This is a genomic window from Streptomyces sp. NPDC102437 (assembly GCF_044765565.1).
GTDB lineage: Bacteria > Actinomycetota > Actinomycetes > Streptomycetales > Streptomycetaceae > Streptomyces.
Window position 1 is genome coordinate 20230 of record NZ_JBIWKI010000043.1, and the last position, 17369, is coordinate 37598.

General features: G+C 72.5%; 16 protein-coding genes. 6 read left to right on the plus strand and 10 right to left on the minus strand.

Going from position 1 to position 17369, the window contains the following annotated elements; translation table 11 throughout:
• Positions 1-68: 68 nt before the first annotated feature.
• From hutI to hutU, 4 genes are all read right to left on the minus strand, one after another.
• A complete protein-coding gene (gene hutI / locus ACIRJP_RS34690) occupies positions 69-1256 on the minus strand; it encodes an imidazolonepropionase (RefSeq protein ID WP_404183115.1) in 1188 nt (395 codons plus the stop codon).
• A 32-nt stretch (positions 1257-1288) separates the two neighbouring features.
• The gene (locus tag ACIRJP_RS34695; RefSeq protein WP_404183118.1) at positions 1289-2674 is read right to left on the minus strand and encodes a formimidoylglutamate deiminase; all 1386 of its coding nucleotides are present in this window, start codon (positions 2672-2674) and stop codon (positions 1289-1291) included.
• Positions 2665-3873, minus strand: coding sequence for an allantoate amidohydrolase (locus ACIRJP_RS34700; RefSeq protein WP_404183174.1), 1209 nt, complete (start codon positions 3871-3873; stop codon positions 2665-2667). The genes ACIRJP_RS34695 and ACIRJP_RS34700 overlap by 10 nt, the downstream gene beginning before the upstream one ends.
• Positions 3874-4013: 140 nt before the next feature.
• Complete coding sequence (gene hutU, locus ACIRJP_RS34705) at positions 4014-5675, minus strand: urocanate hydratase (protein WP_404183120.1); 1662 nt, start codon at positions 5673-5675, stop codon at positions 4014-4016.
• Between the two features lie 358 nt (positions 5676-6033).
• Here hutU and ACIRJP_RS34710 point away from each other — a divergent pair, with 358 nt between their 5' ends.
• Positions 6034-6516: a roadblock/LC7 domain-containing protein gene (locus ACIRJP_RS34710; RefSeq protein ID WP_404183177.1), complete on the plus strand. Its 483-nt coding sequence runs from the start codon at positions 6034-6036 to the stop codon at positions 6514-6516.
• Positions 6517-6528: 12 nt separating this feature from the next.
• Here the strand turns inward: ACIRJP_RS34710 and ACIRJP_RS34715 are convergent, their stop codons facing one another.
• The 3 genes from ACIRJP_RS34715 to ACIRJP_RS34725 all read right to left on the minus strand — a co-directional run bounded on the left by ACIRJP_RS34715 (position 6529) and on the right by ACIRJP_RS34725 (position 8731).
• Positions 6529-7095 carry a hypothetical protein gene (locus ACIRJP_RS34715; protein WP_404183123.1) on the minus strand — a complete coding sequence of 189 codons (567 nt, stop codon included), beginning with the start codon at positions 7093-7095 and terminating at the stop codon, positions 6529-6531.
• Positions 7096-7229: 134 nt separating this feature from the next.
• Positions 7230-7838, minus strand: a complete 609-nt coding sequence (locus ACIRJP_RS34720) for a hypothetical protein (RefSeq protein ID WP_404183126.1) — start codon at positions 7836-7838, stop codon at positions 7230-7232.
• 44 nt (positions 7839-7882) lie between these two features.
• Positions 7883-8731 (minus strand): MurR/RpiR family transcriptional regulator, encoded by an 849-nt coding sequence (locus ACIRJP_RS34725; RefSeq protein ID WP_404183129.1) that lies wholly within the window; start codon positions 8729-8731, stop codon positions 7883-7885.
• 240 nt (positions 8732-8971) lie between these two features.
• On the opposite strand from ACIRJP_RS34725, the gene ACIRJP_RS34730 reads away from it, so the two are divergent.
• Positions 8972-9391, plus strand: a complete 420-nt coding sequence (locus tag ACIRJP_RS34730; protein WP_404183132.1) for a hypothetical protein — start codon at positions 8972-8974, stop codon at positions 9389-9391.
• 87 nt (positions 9392-9478) lie between these two features.
• On the opposite strand, the gene ACIRJP_RS34735 is transcribed toward ACIRJP_RS34730, so the two are convergent.
• Positions 9479-10240 carry an SDR family oxidoreductase gene (locus tag ACIRJP_RS34735; RefSeq protein ID WP_404183135.1) on the minus strand — a complete coding sequence of 254 codons (762 nt, stop codon included), beginning with the start codon at positions 10238-10240 and terminating at the stop codon, positions 9479-9481.
• A 149-nt stretch (positions 10241-10389) separates the two neighbouring features.
• On the opposite strand from ACIRJP_RS34735, the gene ACIRJP_RS34740 reads away from it, so the two are divergent.
• Complete coding sequence (locus tag ACIRJP_RS34740) at positions 10390-11226, plus strand: helix-turn-helix transcriptional regulator (RefSeq protein WP_404183138.1); 837 nt, start codon at positions 10390-10392, stop codon at positions 11224-11226.
• A gap of 501 nt (positions 11227-11727) precedes the next feature.
• Here the strand turns inward: ACIRJP_RS34740 and ACIRJP_RS34745 are convergent.
• On the minus strand, positions 11728-13134 hold the full coding sequence (locus ACIRJP_RS34745) for a cystathionine beta-synthase (protein ID WP_404183141.1): 1407 nt from the start codon (positions 13132-13134) through the stop codon (positions 11728-11730).
• Between the two features lie 155 nt (positions 13135-13289).
• Between ACIRJP_RS34745 and ACIRJP_RS34750 the strand changes: the two genes are divergently transcribed.
• The 3 genes from ACIRJP_RS34750 to ACIRJP_RS34760 all read left to right on the plus strand — a co-directional run bounded on the left by ACIRJP_RS34750 (position 13290) and on the right by ACIRJP_RS34760 (position 16950).
• Positions 13290-14366, plus strand: a complete 1077-nt coding sequence (locus ACIRJP_RS34750) for an SGNH/GDSL hydrolase family protein (RefSeq protein WP_404183180.1) — start codon at positions 13290-13292, stop codon at positions 14364-14366.
• Between the two features lie 122 nt (positions 14367-14488).
• Complete coding sequence (locus tag ACIRJP_RS34755) at positions 14489-15709, plus strand: acetyl-CoA C-acetyltransferase (RefSeq protein WP_404183144.1); 1221 nt, start codon at positions 14489-14491, stop codon at positions 15707-15709.
• A gap of 395 nt (positions 15710-16104) precedes the next feature.
• Complete coding sequence (locus ACIRJP_RS34760; protein WP_404183147.1) at positions 16105-16950, plus strand: hypothetical protein; 846 nt, start codon at positions 16105-16107, stop codon at positions 16948-16950.
• A 75-nt stretch (positions 16951-17025) separates the two neighbouring features.
• Here ACIRJP_RS34760 and ACIRJP_RS34765 read toward each other — a convergent pair whose 3' ends face one another.
• Positions 17026-17343 carry a hypothetical protein gene (locus tag ACIRJP_RS34765; RefSeq protein ID WP_404183150.1) on the minus strand — a complete coding sequence of 106 codons (318 nt, stop codon included), beginning with the start codon at positions 17341-17343 and terminating at the stop codon, positions 17026-17028.
• Between the last annotated feature and the right edge of the window lie 26 nt (positions 17344-17369).

Genomic DNA, 17369 nt, shown 5'->3' on the forward strand with positions numbered 1-17369 from the left:
CGTGTTTGAGCCTGGCCTACGGCTGCGACTACGGCTACGGCTACGGCTCTGCGCCTACGGCCACGGCTCTACGACTGCGGCTCCCCGACGACGCGTTCGCCCCGCCGCCAGACAGAGTGGACCAGCGGGACGCCCGGCCGGTAGGCGAGGTGGACGTGGCTGGGGGCGTCGAGGAGGGCCAGGTCGGCGCGCGCGCCGGGGGCGATGCGGCCGATGTCCGTACGGCGCAGGGCCGCGGCGCCGCCCGCGGTGGCGGACCAGAGGGCCTCGTCCGGCGTCATGCCCATGTCGCGTACGGCGAGGGCGATGCAGAAGGGCATGGAGGACGTGAACGACGAGCCCGGGTTGCAGTCCGTGGAGAGGGCGACGGTGGCGCCCGCGTCGAGGATGCGGCGGGCGTCCGGCCAGGTGGCGCGGGTGGAGAACTCGGCGCCGGGGAGCAGGGTGGCGACGGTGTTGCCCTGGGCCAGGGCGTCGACGTCGGCGTCGGTGAGGTGGGTGCAGTGGTCGGCGGACGCGGCGTCGAGTTCGACGGCCAGCTGGACGCCGGGGCCGTGGCCGAGCTGGTTGGCGTGGACGCGGGGGAGCAGGCCCTTCGCCATGCCCGCGGTCAGGATCGCGCGCGCCTGGTCGCCGTCGAAGGCGCCCTTCTCGCAGAAGACGTCCACCCAACGGGCGTGCGGGGCACAGGCGTCGAGCATCGGCCCGGTGACCAGGTCGACGTAGCCGGCCGGGTCGTCGGCGTAGTCCGGGGAGACGACGTGGGCGCCGAGGTAGGTGACCTCCTCGGTGTGCCGGGCGGCGATGCGCAGGGCGCGGGCCTCGTCCTCGACGGTGAGGCCGTAGCCGGACTTGGTCTCGAAGGTGGTGGTGCCCTGGCGCAGCGCCTCGGCGAGGTAGCGGGCGACGTTGGCGGAGAGCTCTTCGTCGGTGGCCGCGCGGGTGGCGGCGACCGTGGTCCTGATGCCGCCCGCGCTGTAGGCGTGGCCGGACATCCGGGCGTTGAACTCCTCGGTGCGGTCGCCCGCGAACACGAGGTGGGAGTGGGAGTCGACGAAGCCGGGGATCATCGCCCGGCCGCCCGCGTCGACGGCGTTGTCGGTGGCGGGTGCTTTGCTTGATTCACCGGTCCAGACGATCCGGTCGCCCTCGATGACGACGGCCGCGTCCCGGATCGTGCCCAGGGGGGAATCCGCGCACAGGGAGGGGTCGTTGGTGACCAGACTGGCGATGTTGGTGATGGCGGTCGTCGTCATCGGGGTGTTGCTCTCCTTACTGGGGTCCGGCGTCAGCCGTGCAGGGCGGCCATTGCCGAGGCGAGTGCTGCGGGTACGTCCTCGACAAGTGCGTGCTGCCCGTCGCGGACAAGGTGTCGGCCTGCCACGACCGTGTGCCGCACATCGGCGGCGGAGGCGGCGAATACGACTGCTTCGGCAGCCAGTCGGGGCACCGTCCCCGCTGTTCTGACGGAGTCCAGGGCGACGGTCGCCAGGTCCGCGGGGGCGCCGGGTTCGATGACGCCCGCCTCGGGCCGGCCGAGCGCCGCGTGTCCGTCGACGGTGGCGGCACGCAGCAGGGCGGCCGCCGTCCAGTGGCCGCGCGCCCGGGTGCGCAGGCGCTCGTTGAGCTCCATCGCTCGGGCCTCCTCGAAGAGGTCGATCACGGCGTGGCTGTCGCTGCCGAGGGAGAGCGGCGAGCCGGCCCGCTGGAGGGCGACGGCGGGGCCGATTCCGTCGGCGAGGTCGCGTTCGGTGGTGGGGCACATGCAGGTGCCGGTCGCCGAGGAGCCGAGGAGTGCGATGTCCTCGGCGGTGAGGTGGGTGTTGTGGATGCTGGTGGTGCGCGGGCCGAGGACGCCGTGTTCGGCGAGGAGCCGGGTGGGGGTGCGGCCGTGGGCGGCGAGGCAGGCGTCGTTCTCCGCGGTCTGCTCGGAGAGGTGGACATGGAGCGGCGCCTGCCGCTCCTCGGCCCAGGCGGCCACGGTGGCGAGCTGCGCGGCGGGCACGGCGCGCACGGAGTGGATGGCGGCGCCGATCAGTGCGTGGTCGGAGCCCTTGAGGAGACCGGCGCGTTCGGCCCAGGCGTCCGCGGTGGTGTCGGAGAAGCGCAGCTGGTGCCGGTCGGGCTGCTGGTACTGGGTGGGGCGTTTGCCGAATCCGGCGGAGAGATAGGCGGTGTCCAGCAGGGTGATCCTGATCCCGGCCTCGCCCGCCGCCGCGATCAGGGCCTCGCCCATCGCGTTCGGGTTGTCGTAAGGGGTGCCGCCCGGCGCGTGGTGCAGGTAGTGGAATTCGCCGACCGCGGTGATGCCCGCCAGCGCCATCTCGGCGTACACGGCACGGGCGAGTTCGTAGTACGAGTCGGGGGTGAGCCGGGAGGCGACCTGGTACATGATCTCGCGCCAGGTCCAGAAGGTGCCGGAGCCCACCTGGACGGTGGAGCGCAGGGCGCGGTGGAAGGCGTGCGAGTGGGTGTTGGCGAGCCCGGGGACGGTGAGCCCGCGCAGCACGGTGGCGCCCGGCGGCGGGGTGGCGACGCCGGTGCGGACGCCCGCGATCAGTCCGCCGGAGACGTCCAGGGCGACGCCCGGCTCGACATGGGTGCCGAGCCAGGCGTGGGACAACCAGTACGTCACGGTGGCGGGCCTGCCCGCCGGCTCCGTTGTCAGCTGCACGCGAGACCTTCCAGTACGTCGGCGAGTGCGACCACCCCGGCCACGCAGTCGTCCTCGGCCGCGTGTTCGGCCGGTGAGTGCGAGACCCCGGTGGGGTTCCGGACGAACAGCATGGCGGTCGGCACCGAAGCGGACAAAATACCCGCGTCGTGTCCGGCGCCGGTCCCGAGGACGGGTACGGAACGACCGGCGTCGCCCCGGCCGGCGAGGATCTTGCCGAGCTCGTCGCGCAGGGCGTGCTCGAACTCCACGACGGGCGAGAAGGACTCCCGTACGACGTCGACGTCGATACCGGCCCGCTCGGCGTGTTCCCGGGCGGCCCGTTCGATGCCGGTGACCACGGCGTCCAGGCGGTCCTGGTCGGCGGCGCGGGAGTCGAGCCAGCCCCGGACGAGGGAGGGGATGGCGTTGACCCCGTTGGGCTCGACGGCGACCTTGCCGAAGGTGGCGAGGGCGCCGGCCAGCTCCGCCTCCCGGCGGGCGGCGAGCACGGTCTCGGCGTAGGTGAGCATCGGGTCGCGGCGGTCGGCGAGCCGGGTGGTGCCCGCGTGGTTGGCCTCGCCCCGGAAGTCGAACCGCCAGCGTCCGTGCGGCCAGATCGCGGAGGCGATGCCGACCGGGTCGCCGCCGAGGTCGAGCGCGCGCCCCTGTTCGACGTGGAGCTCGACGAACGCGCCGATGCGGGCGAGCCGTTCGGGGTCCGGGCCGATGGTGTCGGGGTCGTACCCGGCCGCCTCCATGGCCTGCGGCAGCGTGATGCCCTGGTCGTCGCGGAGCCGGTGCGCCGCCTCGACGGTCAGCCGTCCGGCGGCGAGCTGGGAGCCGACGCAGGCGAGCCCGAAGCGGGCCCCCTCCTCGTCGCCGAAGCTGCCGATGGCCAGCGGCCGGGTGAACTCCACTCCTCTGCGGTGGAGTTCGTCGAGCGCGGCAAAGGAGGAGACCACACCGAGCGGCCCGTCGAAGGCGCCGCCGTCCGGTACGGAGTCGAGATGCGAGCCGGTGACGACGGCGTCCCCGGCCAGGGGGTCACCGAGCCAGGCCCACTGGTTGCCGTTCCGGTCCACCTCGTAGGTGAGCCCGCGCGCCTCGGCCTGCGCCCGGAACCAGGCCCGGCAGTCGACGTCGGCCCCGGTCCAGGCGTAGCGCCGGTAGCCGCCGCTGCCCCGGTTCCGGCCGATGGGCAGGAGCTCCCGCCACATGGCCTGGAACGACGACGAACCGCTGTGGCCGCCGGCGTCGGCGCGGGCACCGGCGCGAGCGCCTGCGTCGTCCGTGTTCCCGGCCCCGGCCCTGTTCCCGGCGCCGGTCCTGATCACTTTCCCGTCCTCGGTCGGAAGGCTCACTGGTCGTCCTCCGTCATCGGAACGCGCACGCCCTTGTCCGCGGCGACGGACTCCGCGATGTCGTACCCGGCGTCGACGTGCCGGATGACACCCGTCCCCGGGTCGTTGGTGAGCACCCGGCGGATCTTCTCGCCCGCCAGCTCCGTACCGTCGGCGACGGTCACCTGCCCGGCGTGGATGGAGCGGCCCATGCCCACACCGCCGCCGTGGTGGATGGAGACCCACGAGGCTCCGGAGGCCACGTTGACCATGGCGTTGAGCAGCGGCCAGTCGGCGATCGCGTCGGATCCGTCGAGCATGGCCTCGGTCTCCCGGTACGGGGAGGCCACGGAGCCGCAGTCCAGGTGGTCTCGCCCGATGGCCAGCGGGGCGGCCAGCTCACCGCTCGCCACCATGTCGTTGAACCGCTCACCGGCCCGGTCTCGCTCGCCGTAGCCGAGCCAGCAGATCCGGGCGGGCAGTCCCTGGAAGTGGACGCGCTCACCGGCCATCTTGATCCAGCGGTGCAGCGACTCGTTCTCCGGGAAGAGCTCCAGCATCGCCTTGTCGGTCCTGTGGATGTCGGAGGCCTCGCCCGACAGGGCCGCCCAGCGGAACGGGCCCTTGCCCTCGCAGAACAGCGGCCGGATGTACGCGGGCACGAAGCCGGGAAAGTCGAACGCCCGGTCGTAGCCCGCGAGCCGGGCCTCGCCGCGGATGGAGTTGCCGTAGTCGAAGACCTCGGCCCCGGCGTCCATGAAGCCGACCATCGCCTCGACGTGCCTGGCCATCGACTCCCGGGCGCGCTGCGTGAAGTCGGCGGGCTTCTCGGCGGCGTACGAGGCCATGTCGTCGAAGTCGAGCCCGAGCGGGAGGTACGACAGCGGGTCGTGCGCGCTGGTCTGGTCGGTGACGATGTCGATCGGGGCGCCCTCGGCGAGCATCCGGGGCAGCACCTCCGCCGCGTTGCCGAGCAGGCCGATGGAGAGCGGGCGGCGGGCGTCCCGCGCCTCGGTGGCCAGCTGGAGCGCGTGCTCCAGGGAGTCGGCGCGCACGTCCAGGTAGCGGTGCTCGATCCGGCGCTCGATGGCGCGCGGATCGCAGTCGATGCAGATCGCGACGCCGTCGTTCATGGTCACGGCCAGCGGCTGGGCTCCGCCCATGCCGCCGAGTCCTGCGGTCAGGGTGATCGTGCCGGCGAGGGTGCCGTCGAACTTCTTGGCCGCCACCGCCGCGAACGTCTCGTACGTGCCCTGGAGGATGCCCTGAGTGCCGATGTAGATCCACGATCCGGCGGTCATCTGGCCGTACATGGTGAGCCCGAGCGCCTCCAGGCGGCGGAACTCCTCCCAGTTCGCCCAGTCGCCGACCAGGTTGGAGTTGGCGATCAGGACGCGCGGCGCCCACTCGTGCGTCTGCATGACGCCGACCGGGCGGCCGGACTGGACGAGCATCGTCTCGTCCTGCTTGAGCGTCCGCAGGGTGCGCACCATCGCGTCGAAGGAGCGCCAGTCGCGGGCCGCCTTGCCGGTTCCCCCGTAGACGACGAGCTTGTCGGGGTGCTCGGCGACCTCGGGGTCGAGGTTGTTCTGGAGCATGCGCAGGGCGGCCTCCTGCTGCCATCCCAGGGCGCTGAGTTCCGTACCGCGCGGTGCCCGAACGGGGCGGGGTCCTGACATGGAATGCCTCCTCGCGACTGTAACTCCTCTATTCACATCCTGAAGGTCTGAATACTCGTAGTCAACAGCCTCACGCCGTCGCACAGGGACGGCCGCCCGGCGCTCACCCCGCACACGGGTCGCCCGGCGCCCTCGACGCGCGCCCTCCGTACGCCTCCGTGCACCAGGGCATGTACCCCTGGGAAATGCCCGACCCCCTGGCCAGGGAAAGCACGGTGCGTAGCCTCGTGGTCACATTCGCACACCGAGCCGACAGAGGTGTCGTATGCCCGCGGCCGCTGCGTCGCACCGGCTCGCAGACACATGGGAGGCCCCTGTGATCCGAGCACTCAGGCTGCGCGCCGGGACGAAGCCGCCGATGGAGCCCGAAGCGGAGGGCGAAGCCGAAGCGCAGACGCGGGACGTCCTGGCCGAGCTCCGGCGATTACGGACCCGGGTCCCGCTCCTGTCCGGCGCCCTGGTCGCCGGCACCGACGGGCTCGTCCTGGCCCACGACACCCCGGACGTGGAGCCGGAGCGCGTCGGCGCGCTGACCGCGGCCGCGCTCGGCGTCGCGACGCGGATGGCGGAGGCGACCGGCCGGGGCGGCTTCGGTGAACTTCTCGTACGGGGCGAGTCCGGCTGCGTCGCGTCGTACGCCGCAGGGCCCTCGGCCGTCCTCACACTGCTGGCCCAGGACCGGGTCGACGTCGGGGCACTCCACATCGAGGGCCGCCTCGCGGGCGCCCGCATCGGCGAGCTGATCGACGCCGCATCGCGCCGCGCCGCCCGCCCGGCACCCCCGTCCCTCGCCTCCCAGCAACAACCCCCGCACCCCGGTCCGCTGCCGCCCCGCGCCTGACGGCAGGCGGATTCAGCGCCGGCGCCGCGCCCCGCCGGGCGCGGCGTCCCCCGCCATCGGCCCGGTCGACCGGTACCCCTTGACCTGCTTGCCCGCAGGCCGCCCGCGCTCCACCCAGTCGGTCCGCACCCAGTACAGGGCGTCGTCCCGCTCCTCGCGCCGCCCGATCCGGACGGCCTTGAGCCAGAGCCCGGCGCCCGCCCCGGCGAGCACCAGCCCGCCGGCCCCGGGCAGCAGGAACGAGCCTGCCACCGCCACGAGGAACGCGCCGAGCAGCCACCACCGGTGCCCGCGCCGCCAGTTGCGTACGGTCACGGCGCGGTCCTGGAGGAAGTCGGACCGCCCGGCACGCGTGGCGCCGTCGGCCAGCTCCGCGTACCGGCCGCCGCGCGCGAACGCCACCACCGCCGCGGTGACCAGGAAGAGCGCGGCCCCGGACAGCAGGCCGATCCGGCGCCCGGTGAGCCCCGGCACCAGCGCGCCGATCCCCGCTGCCAGCAGCCCCGGCCACCACAGCGGTGCGGCACCGGCCCGTACGATCACGGCCACCCTCGCCAACGACTGCGCTCCGCGTCCCACGTCCGTACCCCTCTCCGCAGCTCCCGATGAGCCGTCAGCTTCTGGTCAGCCTTCCGGCCCGGAGATTAGTGGCCGTAGATGAGCGGTGCCTGAGAATCGGCGAGCACGCGGCAGCCGCCCCGCCGCCCGCGCCCTCAGCGCGTGATCCCCACCATTCCGTCGCCGCCCCCGGCGCAGTGGAACCGGCCGCCGCAGCAGCGCGCCCAGCCGTCGGACTCCGGGTCGGTCAGGGACAGTCGCCACCACCGGTCGCCCGCCGCCTCGTCCCCTTCCAGCCGGAGCCCGAGCGCGGGCACGGCCACATCGGTGGCCGGTCCCGGCAGCCGCACCGCCTCCGGGAGCACCTGGAGGACCTGCTCGGCCGGGTGCCCGAACAGATCGACGCCGTCCCACACCGCGACGGCCGCGGCCGTCCCCGACGGCGCACGCTCGCGCCACACCTCGATGCGTACGAGCGCGTCCACCGCGTCCGGGCCGCCACCGGCCAGGGTCAGCTGGAACCCGTCGAAGCGGGCCACGGTGTTCCAGGCGGGCTGGAAGAGGCAGCCGCTGAGCCATGCGTCGTGGGCATGACGGAGTTCGGAGTAGTCCCTGATGGCCAGGGACCCGCATCGCATCCCCCGATGGACCCGGTCCGCGGACGCGGTCAGCAGGTCATGGACGGCATCGGTGCCCGTCCCGAACCGCAGCACCCCAACCCCGCGCGGCAGCACCACACCGATCCCCGGCAGCAGTTCCAGCATCGCGCAATTGTCCCCCGCCGGGCCGGACGGCGGCCCCGGGCCCGTCACTCCACGAACAGCCCCCGCGCCGCCCTCGCGTCGAACTCCTCCAGCCATGCCTGCGCGTCGGGCAGGTCGTCGCACATCGCCTCCAGCAGCACCCGCCCCAACAGCATCGGCGCGCACGCCGTGTCGAAGGCGAGCCCGGTGCCGACGGCGGCCGGGATCAGCAGATCGCTGTACTTGGCGACGGGCGCGAACGCGGAGTCCGCCACCGACACGACGGTCATCCCCTGCTCCTGCGCGTACGCGAGCGCGTCCACGACCTCCTTCGGGTACCGGGGCAGCGCGAAGCAGATCAGCGCGGAGCCACCCGCCCGGCGCGCGGCGTCGATCCGGTCGCGCAGCATGCTGCCGCCCTCGTCGAGCACCCGGACATCGGGGTGGACCTTGGCCGCGAAGTATCCGAAGCCGCGCGCCTGCGAGGAGGCGGCCCGCAGCCCGAGCACCAGCAGCGGCCGCGAGGCCGCCAGCAGCCTGCCCGCCCGCTCGACGGGCCCGGGGTCGGCGAGCAGCTCGGCCAGGTGCCGCAGATTCTCGATCTCGCCGAGCACCGCCTGCTGGTACTCGTTGTACACGTCGTCCCCGCCCCCGGCCACGGAAGCGGGCTCGGCGGGTGCGACCTCCCGCAGGTGCTTGCGGAGCGCCGGGTAGCCGTCGAAGCCGAGCGCCACGGCGAACCGGGTGACGGACGGCTGACTGACCCCGGCGAGCTCGGCCAGCTCCACGCTCGACAGGAACGGGACGTCCCCGGCCCTGCGCACCATCGAGTGCGCGATGCGCCGCTGGGTGGGTGTGAGCCGGCGCCCCTCGAAGAGCTGCTGCAACCGCGCAGCCGGGCTGCTCCCGCTCATGCTGTCCCCTCGGTGGATTCCGGCGCACCGCGATCCGGCGCCGACAAATCCATTCAGCCAGCAAGGCGTCTGCATGTCCATATGCAGCCGAGGCGGCCGACCGCGCGGGACACCCGGTCCGAGGAGCCGCTTGCCCCAAGGCCGACCCGAAGTCCGGCCGGAAGCCCGGCCCGAAGCCCGGCCCAAAGAGGGGGGTTAGCCCCACTGCCCGCGACGCCCGCGATTCGTACCGTAAAGGTCATGAAAGCCCGTGACCCAGAGCTCAGGAACGAGCTCGATGCCGCCCTGCATGCCCGTAGTGAGCTGGGTTCGGAGTACGAGCCCGCGCTCGTGGAGTCTTTTCTGGAGAAGGTCGAGCAGCAGCTCGACAGCACTCTCGACCGCCAGGTCCGGCGCCATCTCGCCGAACAGCGGGTGAGCACCGCCAGGGGTGCGCACCCGTCGCAGCCCCTGGCGATTTTCGGCGAGCGCTACGGCTTCGGGATCATCTCGCTGGTCCTGGCCGTCCCGCTGTCGGCGATCGCTGCCGGGGCCGCCCACACCGGAGGCCTGATCGTCGCCTGGCTGGGGATCGTCGCGGTCAACGCCATGCACGCGGCCCGCAACTGGCCGTGGGTCTCGCGCCGCCCCGGCCGTACGGGCTCCGACTGGGAGAACTGACGGCCGGGGGAACCGGCGGCCGGGGGAACCGGCGGCCGGGGGAACCGGCGGCCGCGGGGCTCGGAACCGCCCCGGGAATCCACGGCCCTACGCCTGGCGGGTGGGCTGCACGATCAGCTGACGCAGGTTGATGTGGCGCGCCCGGCTGGTCGCGTAGGCGATCAGGTCGGCGATCTCGTCGCTGGAGAGCCCGCCGAGCGCGTCGAACATGCCGTCGAGCTGGCCGCTCAGCTCGGCGTTGTCGACGTGGCCGGCCAGCTCCGTGTCGGTGAGGCCCGGCTCGATGTTCGTGACGCGGACTTCACGCGGCCCGAACTCGGTGCGCAGCGACGTGGACAGGTACGTCAGCGCGGCCTTCGTCGCCCCGTACACGGCGTAGTTGGGGAACATGATGTGCGCGCCGATGGACGAGATGTTGACCAGGTCCGCGGTGCGGCCCTCGGCGGCCACCGCCACCAGGTCGGCCGTGAAGGCCCGGATGATCCGCAGGGCGCCCGTCACATTGGTGTCGATCATCCGCTGCCACTCGTCGGTCCGGCCCTCGTCCACCGGGTTCGGCAGCATCACACCGGCCGCGTTGACCACCAGGTCCACCTGGCCGAAGGTGCTGTGCACCAGCTCGGCCGCGGCGTCGACGGACGCCTGGTCGGTGACGTCGGTGGCGACGGCGAGCGCCTCGCCGCCCGCCTTCTTGATCGCGGCGGCCAGCTCCTGAAGCCGCTCCGCGCGCCGGGCCAGCAGGGCGACCCTGACCCCCTGGGCGGCGAGCAGCCGGGCGGTCGCGCTGCCCATGCCGCTGGCGGCTCCGGTGATGACGGCGGTGCGGCCTGCGAGAGTCGTGTACGACATGTCCGTGCTCCTTGTGCGCCTTGCGGCCCGGGGCGTTTCCCCGGCCTGTTTCCACTCTGCGGGGCCGCCGACGGGTTACCCAGGGGCACGCTGTTCCTGGGTCTGCCAGTACCAGGCTGGGCGATCGCGGCTCTTCTACGATCGACGCCATGGAAGCTGACTTGGGGGATTTCCTCCGCTCACGCCGCGCCCGTATCCAGCCCGAGGACGTGGGGCTCCGGGCGTACGGCCGGCGGCGCGTGCCGGGACTGCGGCGCGAGGAGGTGGCGCAGCTCGCCGGGGTGAGCGTGGACTACTACATCCGGCTGGAGCAGGGGCGCGGCCCGAGCGTCTCGGACGCGGTGCTCGACGCGATAGCCCGGGTGCTGCGGCTGGACGAGACGGAGCACACGTACCTGCGTACGGTGGCGCGCCCCAGGGCGGGCGCCTCGGCTCCGGCCTCCTCCCAGCGGGTGCGTCCGGGGCTGCGCCTGGTGCTGGACTCGCTGGCCGGTGCCCCGGCCTTCATCCTGGGGCGCCGGATGGACGTGCTGGCCTGGAACGCGTTGGGGGACGCCGTCGTCGGCTTCTCCCGGATGACCGCCGCCGAGCGCAACATGCCGCGCCAGGTGTTCCTGGAGCCGGCGGCGCGGGAGCTGTACCCGGACTGGGCGGCGGTGGCGGCGGAGACGGTCGCGTATCTGCGGCTGGACGCGGGGCTGCATCCCAACGACCGGCAACTGGCCACGCTGGTGGGCGAGTTGTCGCTGAAGAGCGAGGACTTCCGCCGGCTGTGGGCGGACCATCAGGTGAAGTCGAAGTCCGGTGGCGTCAAGCGCATCAACCACGCGGTCGCGGGCGAGCTGGTCCTGCCGTACGAGACGCTCGGCGCGGCCGGCGATCCCGGTCAGTCCTTGGTGGTCTACACCCCGGAGCCCGGCAGCGAGACCGCCGAACGCATCGCGCTGCTGGCGAGCTGGACGGCCGCACCGGCACCGGCCGGCTGAGAACCTGGCGGGTGACCTCTGCTCGGGCGGCCATGATCGGGCGGCCACGCCCTGGCACGCACACTTCCCGCGTTGCCGAAATGCCCGAGCGGCTCCGCTACTAGGACATCCCGGCGCCTTGGAATCGCACGCACCGGACCGCGTCCGCTATCCGATCGAAGGTCACCCGACAGACTCTGAGACAAGTCCGGGGCCGCGCGTGGGACGGACGGAGCCGCGCGCCCCCATGGACGGATGTGTCGCGGGGACCGCCGCACCCCCGGTCGCCCGGGGGGCGGGACGACGGCGGTCCCCGCGAAAGACACGGTCCGGGTCAGTTCCGGTCACCGCGTCCTGGCGACGATGGAGGTCCGGGAGCCGCTCCGTAGTCCGTGTCGCCGTATCGGGTGCCGGCGGGTTTCCCTGCCGACACCCGTCAATCTGCCGGACTCGTGTTAAGCCGGTGCTGCGTGAACGTGTCGCGCTCGTACCGATTTCGCGAAGCGGAGCCCCGCAGGGGTGCTACGCCTTGCCGGCCGTCGCGTCCTTGGCGAGGAACGCCAGCAGGTCCTGGCGGCTGACCACGCCCTTCGGCTTGCCCTCCACCAGCACGATCGCCGCGTCCGCGGTGTTCGTGCCGCCGAGCACGGCCATCAGGTCCTCGACCGGTTCACCGGAGCCGACCTGCGGCAGGGGCGGCGACATGTGCTTCTCCAGCGGGTCGGAGAGCGAGGCGCGCTGGGCGAAGAGCGCGTTGAGCAGCTCCCGCTCCACCACCGAGCCGATGACCTCGGCGGCCATCACGTCCGGGTGGCCGGCACCCGGCTTCACGATCGGCATCTGCGAGACGCCGTACTCGCGCAGCACGTCGATCGCCTCGCCGACGGTCTCCTCCGGGTGCATGTGGACGAGCGTCGGGATCGGACCGGCCTTGTGGTCGAGCACATCGGCGACGCGCGCGGACGGGCCGGTGTCCTCCAGGAAGCCGTAGTCGGCCATCCACTCGTCGTTGAAGATCTTGCTGAGGTAGCCGCGGCCGCTGTCGGGCAGCAGGACGACGACCACGTCTTCCGGGCCCAGGCGGCTCGCGACCTCCAGGGCGGCGACGACCGCCATGCCGCAGGAGCCGCCGACCAGCAGCCCCTCCTCCTTGGCGAGGCGGCGGGTCATCTGGAAGGAGTCCTTGTCGGACACGGCGACGATCTCGTCCGTGACCGTACGGTCGTAGGCGCTCGGCCAGAAGTCCTCGCCGACGCCCTCGACGAGGTAGGGGCGCCCGGAGCCGCCGGAGTAGACCGAACCCTCCGGGTCCGCGCCGACCACCTTCACCGATCCGCCGCTGATCTCCTTCAGATAGCGGCCGGTGCCGCTGATCGTGCCCCCGGTGCCGACACCCGCGACGAAGTGGGTGATCTTTCCGTCCGTCTGCTCCCACAGTTCGGGACCGGTGGTCTCGTAGTGGGAACGCGGGTTGTTGGGGTTGGAGTACTGGTCCGGCTTCCAGGCCCCCGGCGTCTCGCGGACCAGGCGGTCGGAGACGTTGTAGTAGGAGCCCGGGTGCTCGGGGTCAACGGCCGTCGGGCAGACGACGACCTCGGCACCGTAGGCACGCAGCACATTGATCTTGTCCAGGGACACCTTGTCCGGGCAGACGAAGATGCACTTGTACCCCTTCTGCTGGGCGACGATCGCGAGGCCGACGCCGGTGTTGCCACTGGTCGGCTCGACGATCGTGCCGCCGGGCTCGAGCTCGCCGCTCTGCTCCGCGGCCTCGATCATCCGCAGGGCGATGCGGTCCTTGACCGAACCGCCGGGGTTGAAGTACTCGACCTTGGCCAGGACCGTCGCCTGGATGCCGGCCGTCACACTGCGCAGCCTCACCAGCGGGGTATTGCCTACGAGACTGATCATCGAATCGTGGAATTGCACCGTGTACTCCGGGGTCTCCGAGATGGTGCGGCAAGGGTATGCGTACGGGGACGGGATTGGGCGAAGCGATTGAGCAATGGTCACTGCGGGGCAGTTAGCTGTATGTACGGCGGTACGGCGACGAGGAGGTGGACCGGACTGTGTCAAGAGCAAGGGTGGCACGGCGGATCGCGGCGGGCGCGGCCTACGGCGGCGGCAGCATCGGATTGCTCGGTGCGGCGGCGGTGGGCGTCCTGCTGGCGGAGGTCCAGCTGGCGAAACGGCAGGTGGGCGGCGGGATCGCACCGGTTCCGCCGAGCGCGGACGGGCGGTACGGGGTGGCGTTCGCCGGCCCCGCGGAACCGTTGCGGCTGGGGTTGCTGGGTGACTCGACGGCGGCCGGGCAGGGGGTGCGCCGGGCCGGGCAGACCCCGGGGGCGCTGCTCGCCTCGGGGCTCGCGGCGGTGTCGGAACGGCCGGTGGATCTGCGCAATGTGGCGCAGCCGGGCGCCCGGTCGGACGATCTGGAGCGGCAGGTGTCGCTGCTGCTCGCCGACACCTCCCGTCCTCCGGACGTCTGCGTGATCATGATCGGTGCGAACGATGTGACGCACCGGATCCCGGCCACCCAGTCGGTGCGCTGCCTGACCACCGCCGTGCGCAGGCTGCGTACGGCGGGCGCGGAGGTGGTGGTCGGCACCTGCCCGGACCTGGGCACCATCGAGCCGGTCTACCAGCCGCTGCGCTGGCTGGCCCGGCGGGTGAGCCGGCAGCTGGCCGCGGCGCAGACGATCGGCTCGGTGGAGCAGGGCGGGCGCACAGTGTCGCTGGGCGATCTGCTCGGGCCGGAGTTCGAGGCGAATCCGCGGGAGCTGTTCGGGCCGGACAACTACCACCCGTCGGCCGAGGGGTACGCCACGGCGGCGATGGCGGTGCTGCCCACGCTCTGCGCGGCGCTGGGGCTGTGGCCGGAGTCCGAGCGGCTGGACGGGGCCCGGCACGCGGACATGCTGCCGGTGGCCAAGGCGGCCTCCCAGGCGGCCAAGGAGGCCGGTACGGAGGTCACCGGGGCCCGGGCGCCGTGGGCGCTCCTCAAGCAGCGCAGGCGGCGGCGCCTGCCCGCGGCCACGGAGCCCCACCCGCAGCCGGAACCGCAGGGGGAACCGCGCGATCTTCCGGCCGGTCCCCCGGCCGGCCCCCGGCCTGCCGAGCGGCTTGTCGAGCGGCCTGCCGACCGGCCACCAGTCGACTGAGCGGTCGCTTAGAAAAGAGGTCCGCGTCACATGCGCAGCCCGGTGACCCGGCGTCTACGTACAGGTAACTTCCAAGTCAGCACCTGCCCGAACCCGCCTTCCAGCCCCCATGGAGCCGCGTGATGCCCGAAGCCGTGATCGTCTCTGCAGCCCGTTCCCCCATCGGCCGGGCCTTCAAGGGCTCGCTCAAGGACCTGCGCGCGGACGACCTGACCGCCACGATCATCCAGACCGCGCTGGCCAAGGTTCCCGAGCTGGACCCGAAGGACATCGACGACCTGATGCTCGGCTGCGGCCTCCCCGGCGGCGAGCAGGGCAACAACCTGGGCCGGATCATCGCCGTGCAGATGGGCATGGACCACCTTCCCGGCTGCACGGTCACCCGCTACTGCTCGTCCTCCCTCCAGACCAGCCGGATGGCGCTGCACGCCATCAAGGCCGGCGAGGGCGACGTCTTCGTCTCGGCCGGTGTCGAGATGGTGTCCCGCTTCTCGAAGGGCAACTCCGACAGCTGGCCGGACACGCACAACCCGCTGTTCGCCGACGCCGAGGCCCGCACCGCGGCCCGCGCCGAGCGGGGCGGCGACGACTGGCACGACCCGCGCGAGGACGGCGTCGTCCCGGACGCGTACATCGCGATGGGGCAGACCGCGGAGAACCTGGCCCGGCTCAAGGGCGTCACCCGCCAGGACATGGACGAGTTCGGCGTCCGCTCGCAGAACCTCGCCGAGGAAGCCCTCAAGAACGGCTTCTGGGAGCGCGAGATCACCCCGGTCACCACCCCGGACGGCACGGTCGTCTCGAAGGACGACGGCCCGCGCGCGGGCGTCACCCTGGAGGGCGTGCAGGGCCTGAAGCCGGTGTTCCGCCCCGACGGCCTGGTCACCGCGGGCAACTGCTGCCCGCTCAACGACGGCGCCGCCGCCCTGGTGATCATGTCCGACACCAAGGCGCGCGAGCTGGGCCTGACGCCGCTGGCCCGGATCGTCTCGACCGGCGTCTCGGGCCTCTCCCCCGAGATCATGGGATACGGACCGGTGGAGGCCAGCAGGCAGGCGCTGAAGCGGGCCGGGCTGACCGTCGACGACATCGACCTGGCCGAGATCAACGAGGCCTTCGCCGCCCAGGTGATCCCCTCCTACCGCGACCTCGGCCTGCCGCTGGAGAAGGTCAACGTCAACGGCGGCGCGATCGCCGTCGGCCACCCCTTCGGCATGACCGGCGCCCGGATCACCGGCACGCTGATCAACAGCCTGCAGTTCCACGACAAGCAGTTCGGCCTGGAGACCATGTGCGTGGGCGGCGGCCAGGGCATGGCGATGGTCATCGAGCGGCTGAGCTGAGGCGCAGCGGAGGGCAGGGGTCGTCCGAGGCACGAGTACGGCACCTGCCCGCAGCGGAGACGAAGCGAACGCGACCGACAAACACGAGCGGCTGAGCTGAGCCACCGGCCGAGGCCGAGCCGGACGGCCCGGACCTGACATGGCCGTCAGCGGGCCCACACCCCCGTACGACGGCCGGTTCCGAGCCCCGAACGTGACCGAATCTCCCCCAGGATGTGACCTATCTCCTGGGGGAGAGTCATTCCCGCAGGTCACACCCGCATCAGGGTTAAACGCCAGGCCCAAAGACCTGTCCAATTCGTGACGTAATGCACTGACACAGGGCGCAGGTAGGGGACAAGCTGATGTAGGAAGTCGGGGGATCGATTGAAACCGGGAGTATGTCAGTGAGCGCCATGTCTCTTGCCCTGTTGCTGACCACCGCCGCCGCCACGGCCGTGGGCGCCGCTGCTCTGCACGCTGCTCACGGGCTGCGCAAGCAGGTCACGGCCCTTCGTACCGAACTGTCCGAGGCCCGCGCGCACGACATGACCGTGCCCGCGCAGAGCCGCAGCACCGTCACCCCGGTCGCCGAGATACGCGCGGCCGTCGCCGAAGCGCTGGCCGAGGAGCGTGAGCGCGAGCTCGCCGAGGCCCGTGCGTTCTGGGCCACCCAGGAAGCACGTGACGCCGCCGACGCCCCGTCCCTGCTGGGCGGCCTGACCGGGGTGGGCGAGGACGCGCCGTTCTTCATGCCCCGCCAGGCCGACTTCGCGGGCCTGGACGCGATGGACCTCGACGCCACCGAGGCCCTCGACGAGCTGGCGGAACTGACGGAGCTGGCCGACATGACCGAGCTGCCCGGACCGGCGGAGTTCGCCGAGGACTCCCCCGAGCTGGCCGCCGCCCGTCGCCGGCACCCCTCGCACCCCGACTTCGTACCGGTGCAGACCCCGGTCGTCACCGACCACGAGCGCACCGTGAACCGCCTCGAAGAGCTCGCCGACAGCCGTACGGAGCTCGCCGATGTGCGCCCCGGCCCGCTCGGCACGCTCGATGTCTACGTCTTCGCCGACGGCACCACGCTCTGTATGACCCCCGGGCACCGAGAGACGGCCGAGCGCCTGGCCGGTTCGCTGCGCGACGGTGAGCACCCGGTGCTGCTGGGCGGTTCCGGCGTCTCCGGCGCGTACGCCCTGACCTTCTCCTGCGGCAACGAGAACGTCTACATCCTCGCCGACCGGGTCATCGCCTCGTTCTGAAACCCCGGCATCCGGACGCAGCGGCCCTCCCCGGCCGCCGGCCCCGGCCCGAACCCCCCGAAGCACCCCCCGCCGCTACGCGAACGCGCGCGCAACGGCCTCGTCCACGAATTGCACAGCCTCGTCGAGCTCGCCCGACGGGGCCTTTTCCAGTGCCACCGCCAGATCGCGCCCCGCCACGGCGAGCTGATCACCGACCGAGAAGAGCCCGGCGTCCGGCATGGGGCGCGGCTCCCGGTCCGGCGCCTCGATCCGTTGGGCGCGCAGCGCCAGCTCCCGCGCCGCGGCAAGTCCCTCGGCAGCGGCTCCGCGCTGCAGACGGCTCTGCGGCGCGGCGCGCAGCCGGTCGGCGAATCGGTCCACGGCGATGATCAGCGGGGTCGTATCGAGCACTCCGCGACCCTACGCGCCCCAGCAGG

Bases quoted from the DNA above. Each gene is read 5' to 3' on its own strand.
- ACIRJP_RS34760 (WP_404183147.1), top strand. From the start codon at position 16,105: ATGTCTCTTGCCCTGTTGCTGACCACCGCCGCCGCCACGGCCGTGGGC.
- ACIRJP_RS34700 (WP_404183174.1), bottom strand. From the start codon at position 3,873: ATGTGGCGGGAGCTCCTGCCCATCGGCCGGAACCGGGGCAGCGGCGGC.
- ACIRJP_RS34755 (WP_404183144.1), top strand. From the start codon at position 14,489: ATGCCCGAAGCCGTGATCGTCTCTGCAGCCCGTTCCCCCATCGGCCGG.
- ACIRJP_RS34740 (WP_404183138.1), top strand. From the start codon at position 10,390: ATGGAAGCTGACTTGGGGGATTTCCTCCGCTCACGCCGCGCCCGTATC.
- ACIRJP_RS34720 (WP_404183126.1), bottom strand. From the start codon at position 7,838: ATGCTGGAACTGCTGCCGGGGATCGGTGTGGTGCTGCCGCGCGGGGTT.
- hutI (WP_404183115.1), bottom strand. From the start codon at position 1,256: ATGACGACGACCGCCATCACCAACATCGCCAGTCTGGTCACCAACGAC.
- ACIRJP_RS34730 (WP_404183132.1), top strand. From the start codon at position 8,972: ATGAAAGCCCGTGACCCAGAGCTCAGGAACGAGCTCGATGCCGCCCTG.
- ACIRJP_RS34735 (WP_404183135.1), bottom strand. From the start codon at position 10,240: ATGTCGTACACGACTCTCGCAGGCCGCACCGCCGTCATCACCGGAGCC.
- ACIRJP_RS34725 (WP_404183129.1), bottom strand. From the start codon at position 8,731: ATGAGCGGGAGCAGCCCGGCTGCGCGGTTGCAGCAGCTCTTCGAGGGG.
- hutU (WP_404183120.1), bottom strand. From the start codon at position 5,675: ATGTCAGGACCCCGCCCCGTTCGGGCACCGCGCGGTACGGAACTCAGC.
- ACIRJP_RS34710 (WP_404183177.1), top strand. From the start codon at position 6,034: ATGGAGCCCGAAGCGGAGGGCGAAGCCGAAGCGCAGACGCGGGACGTC.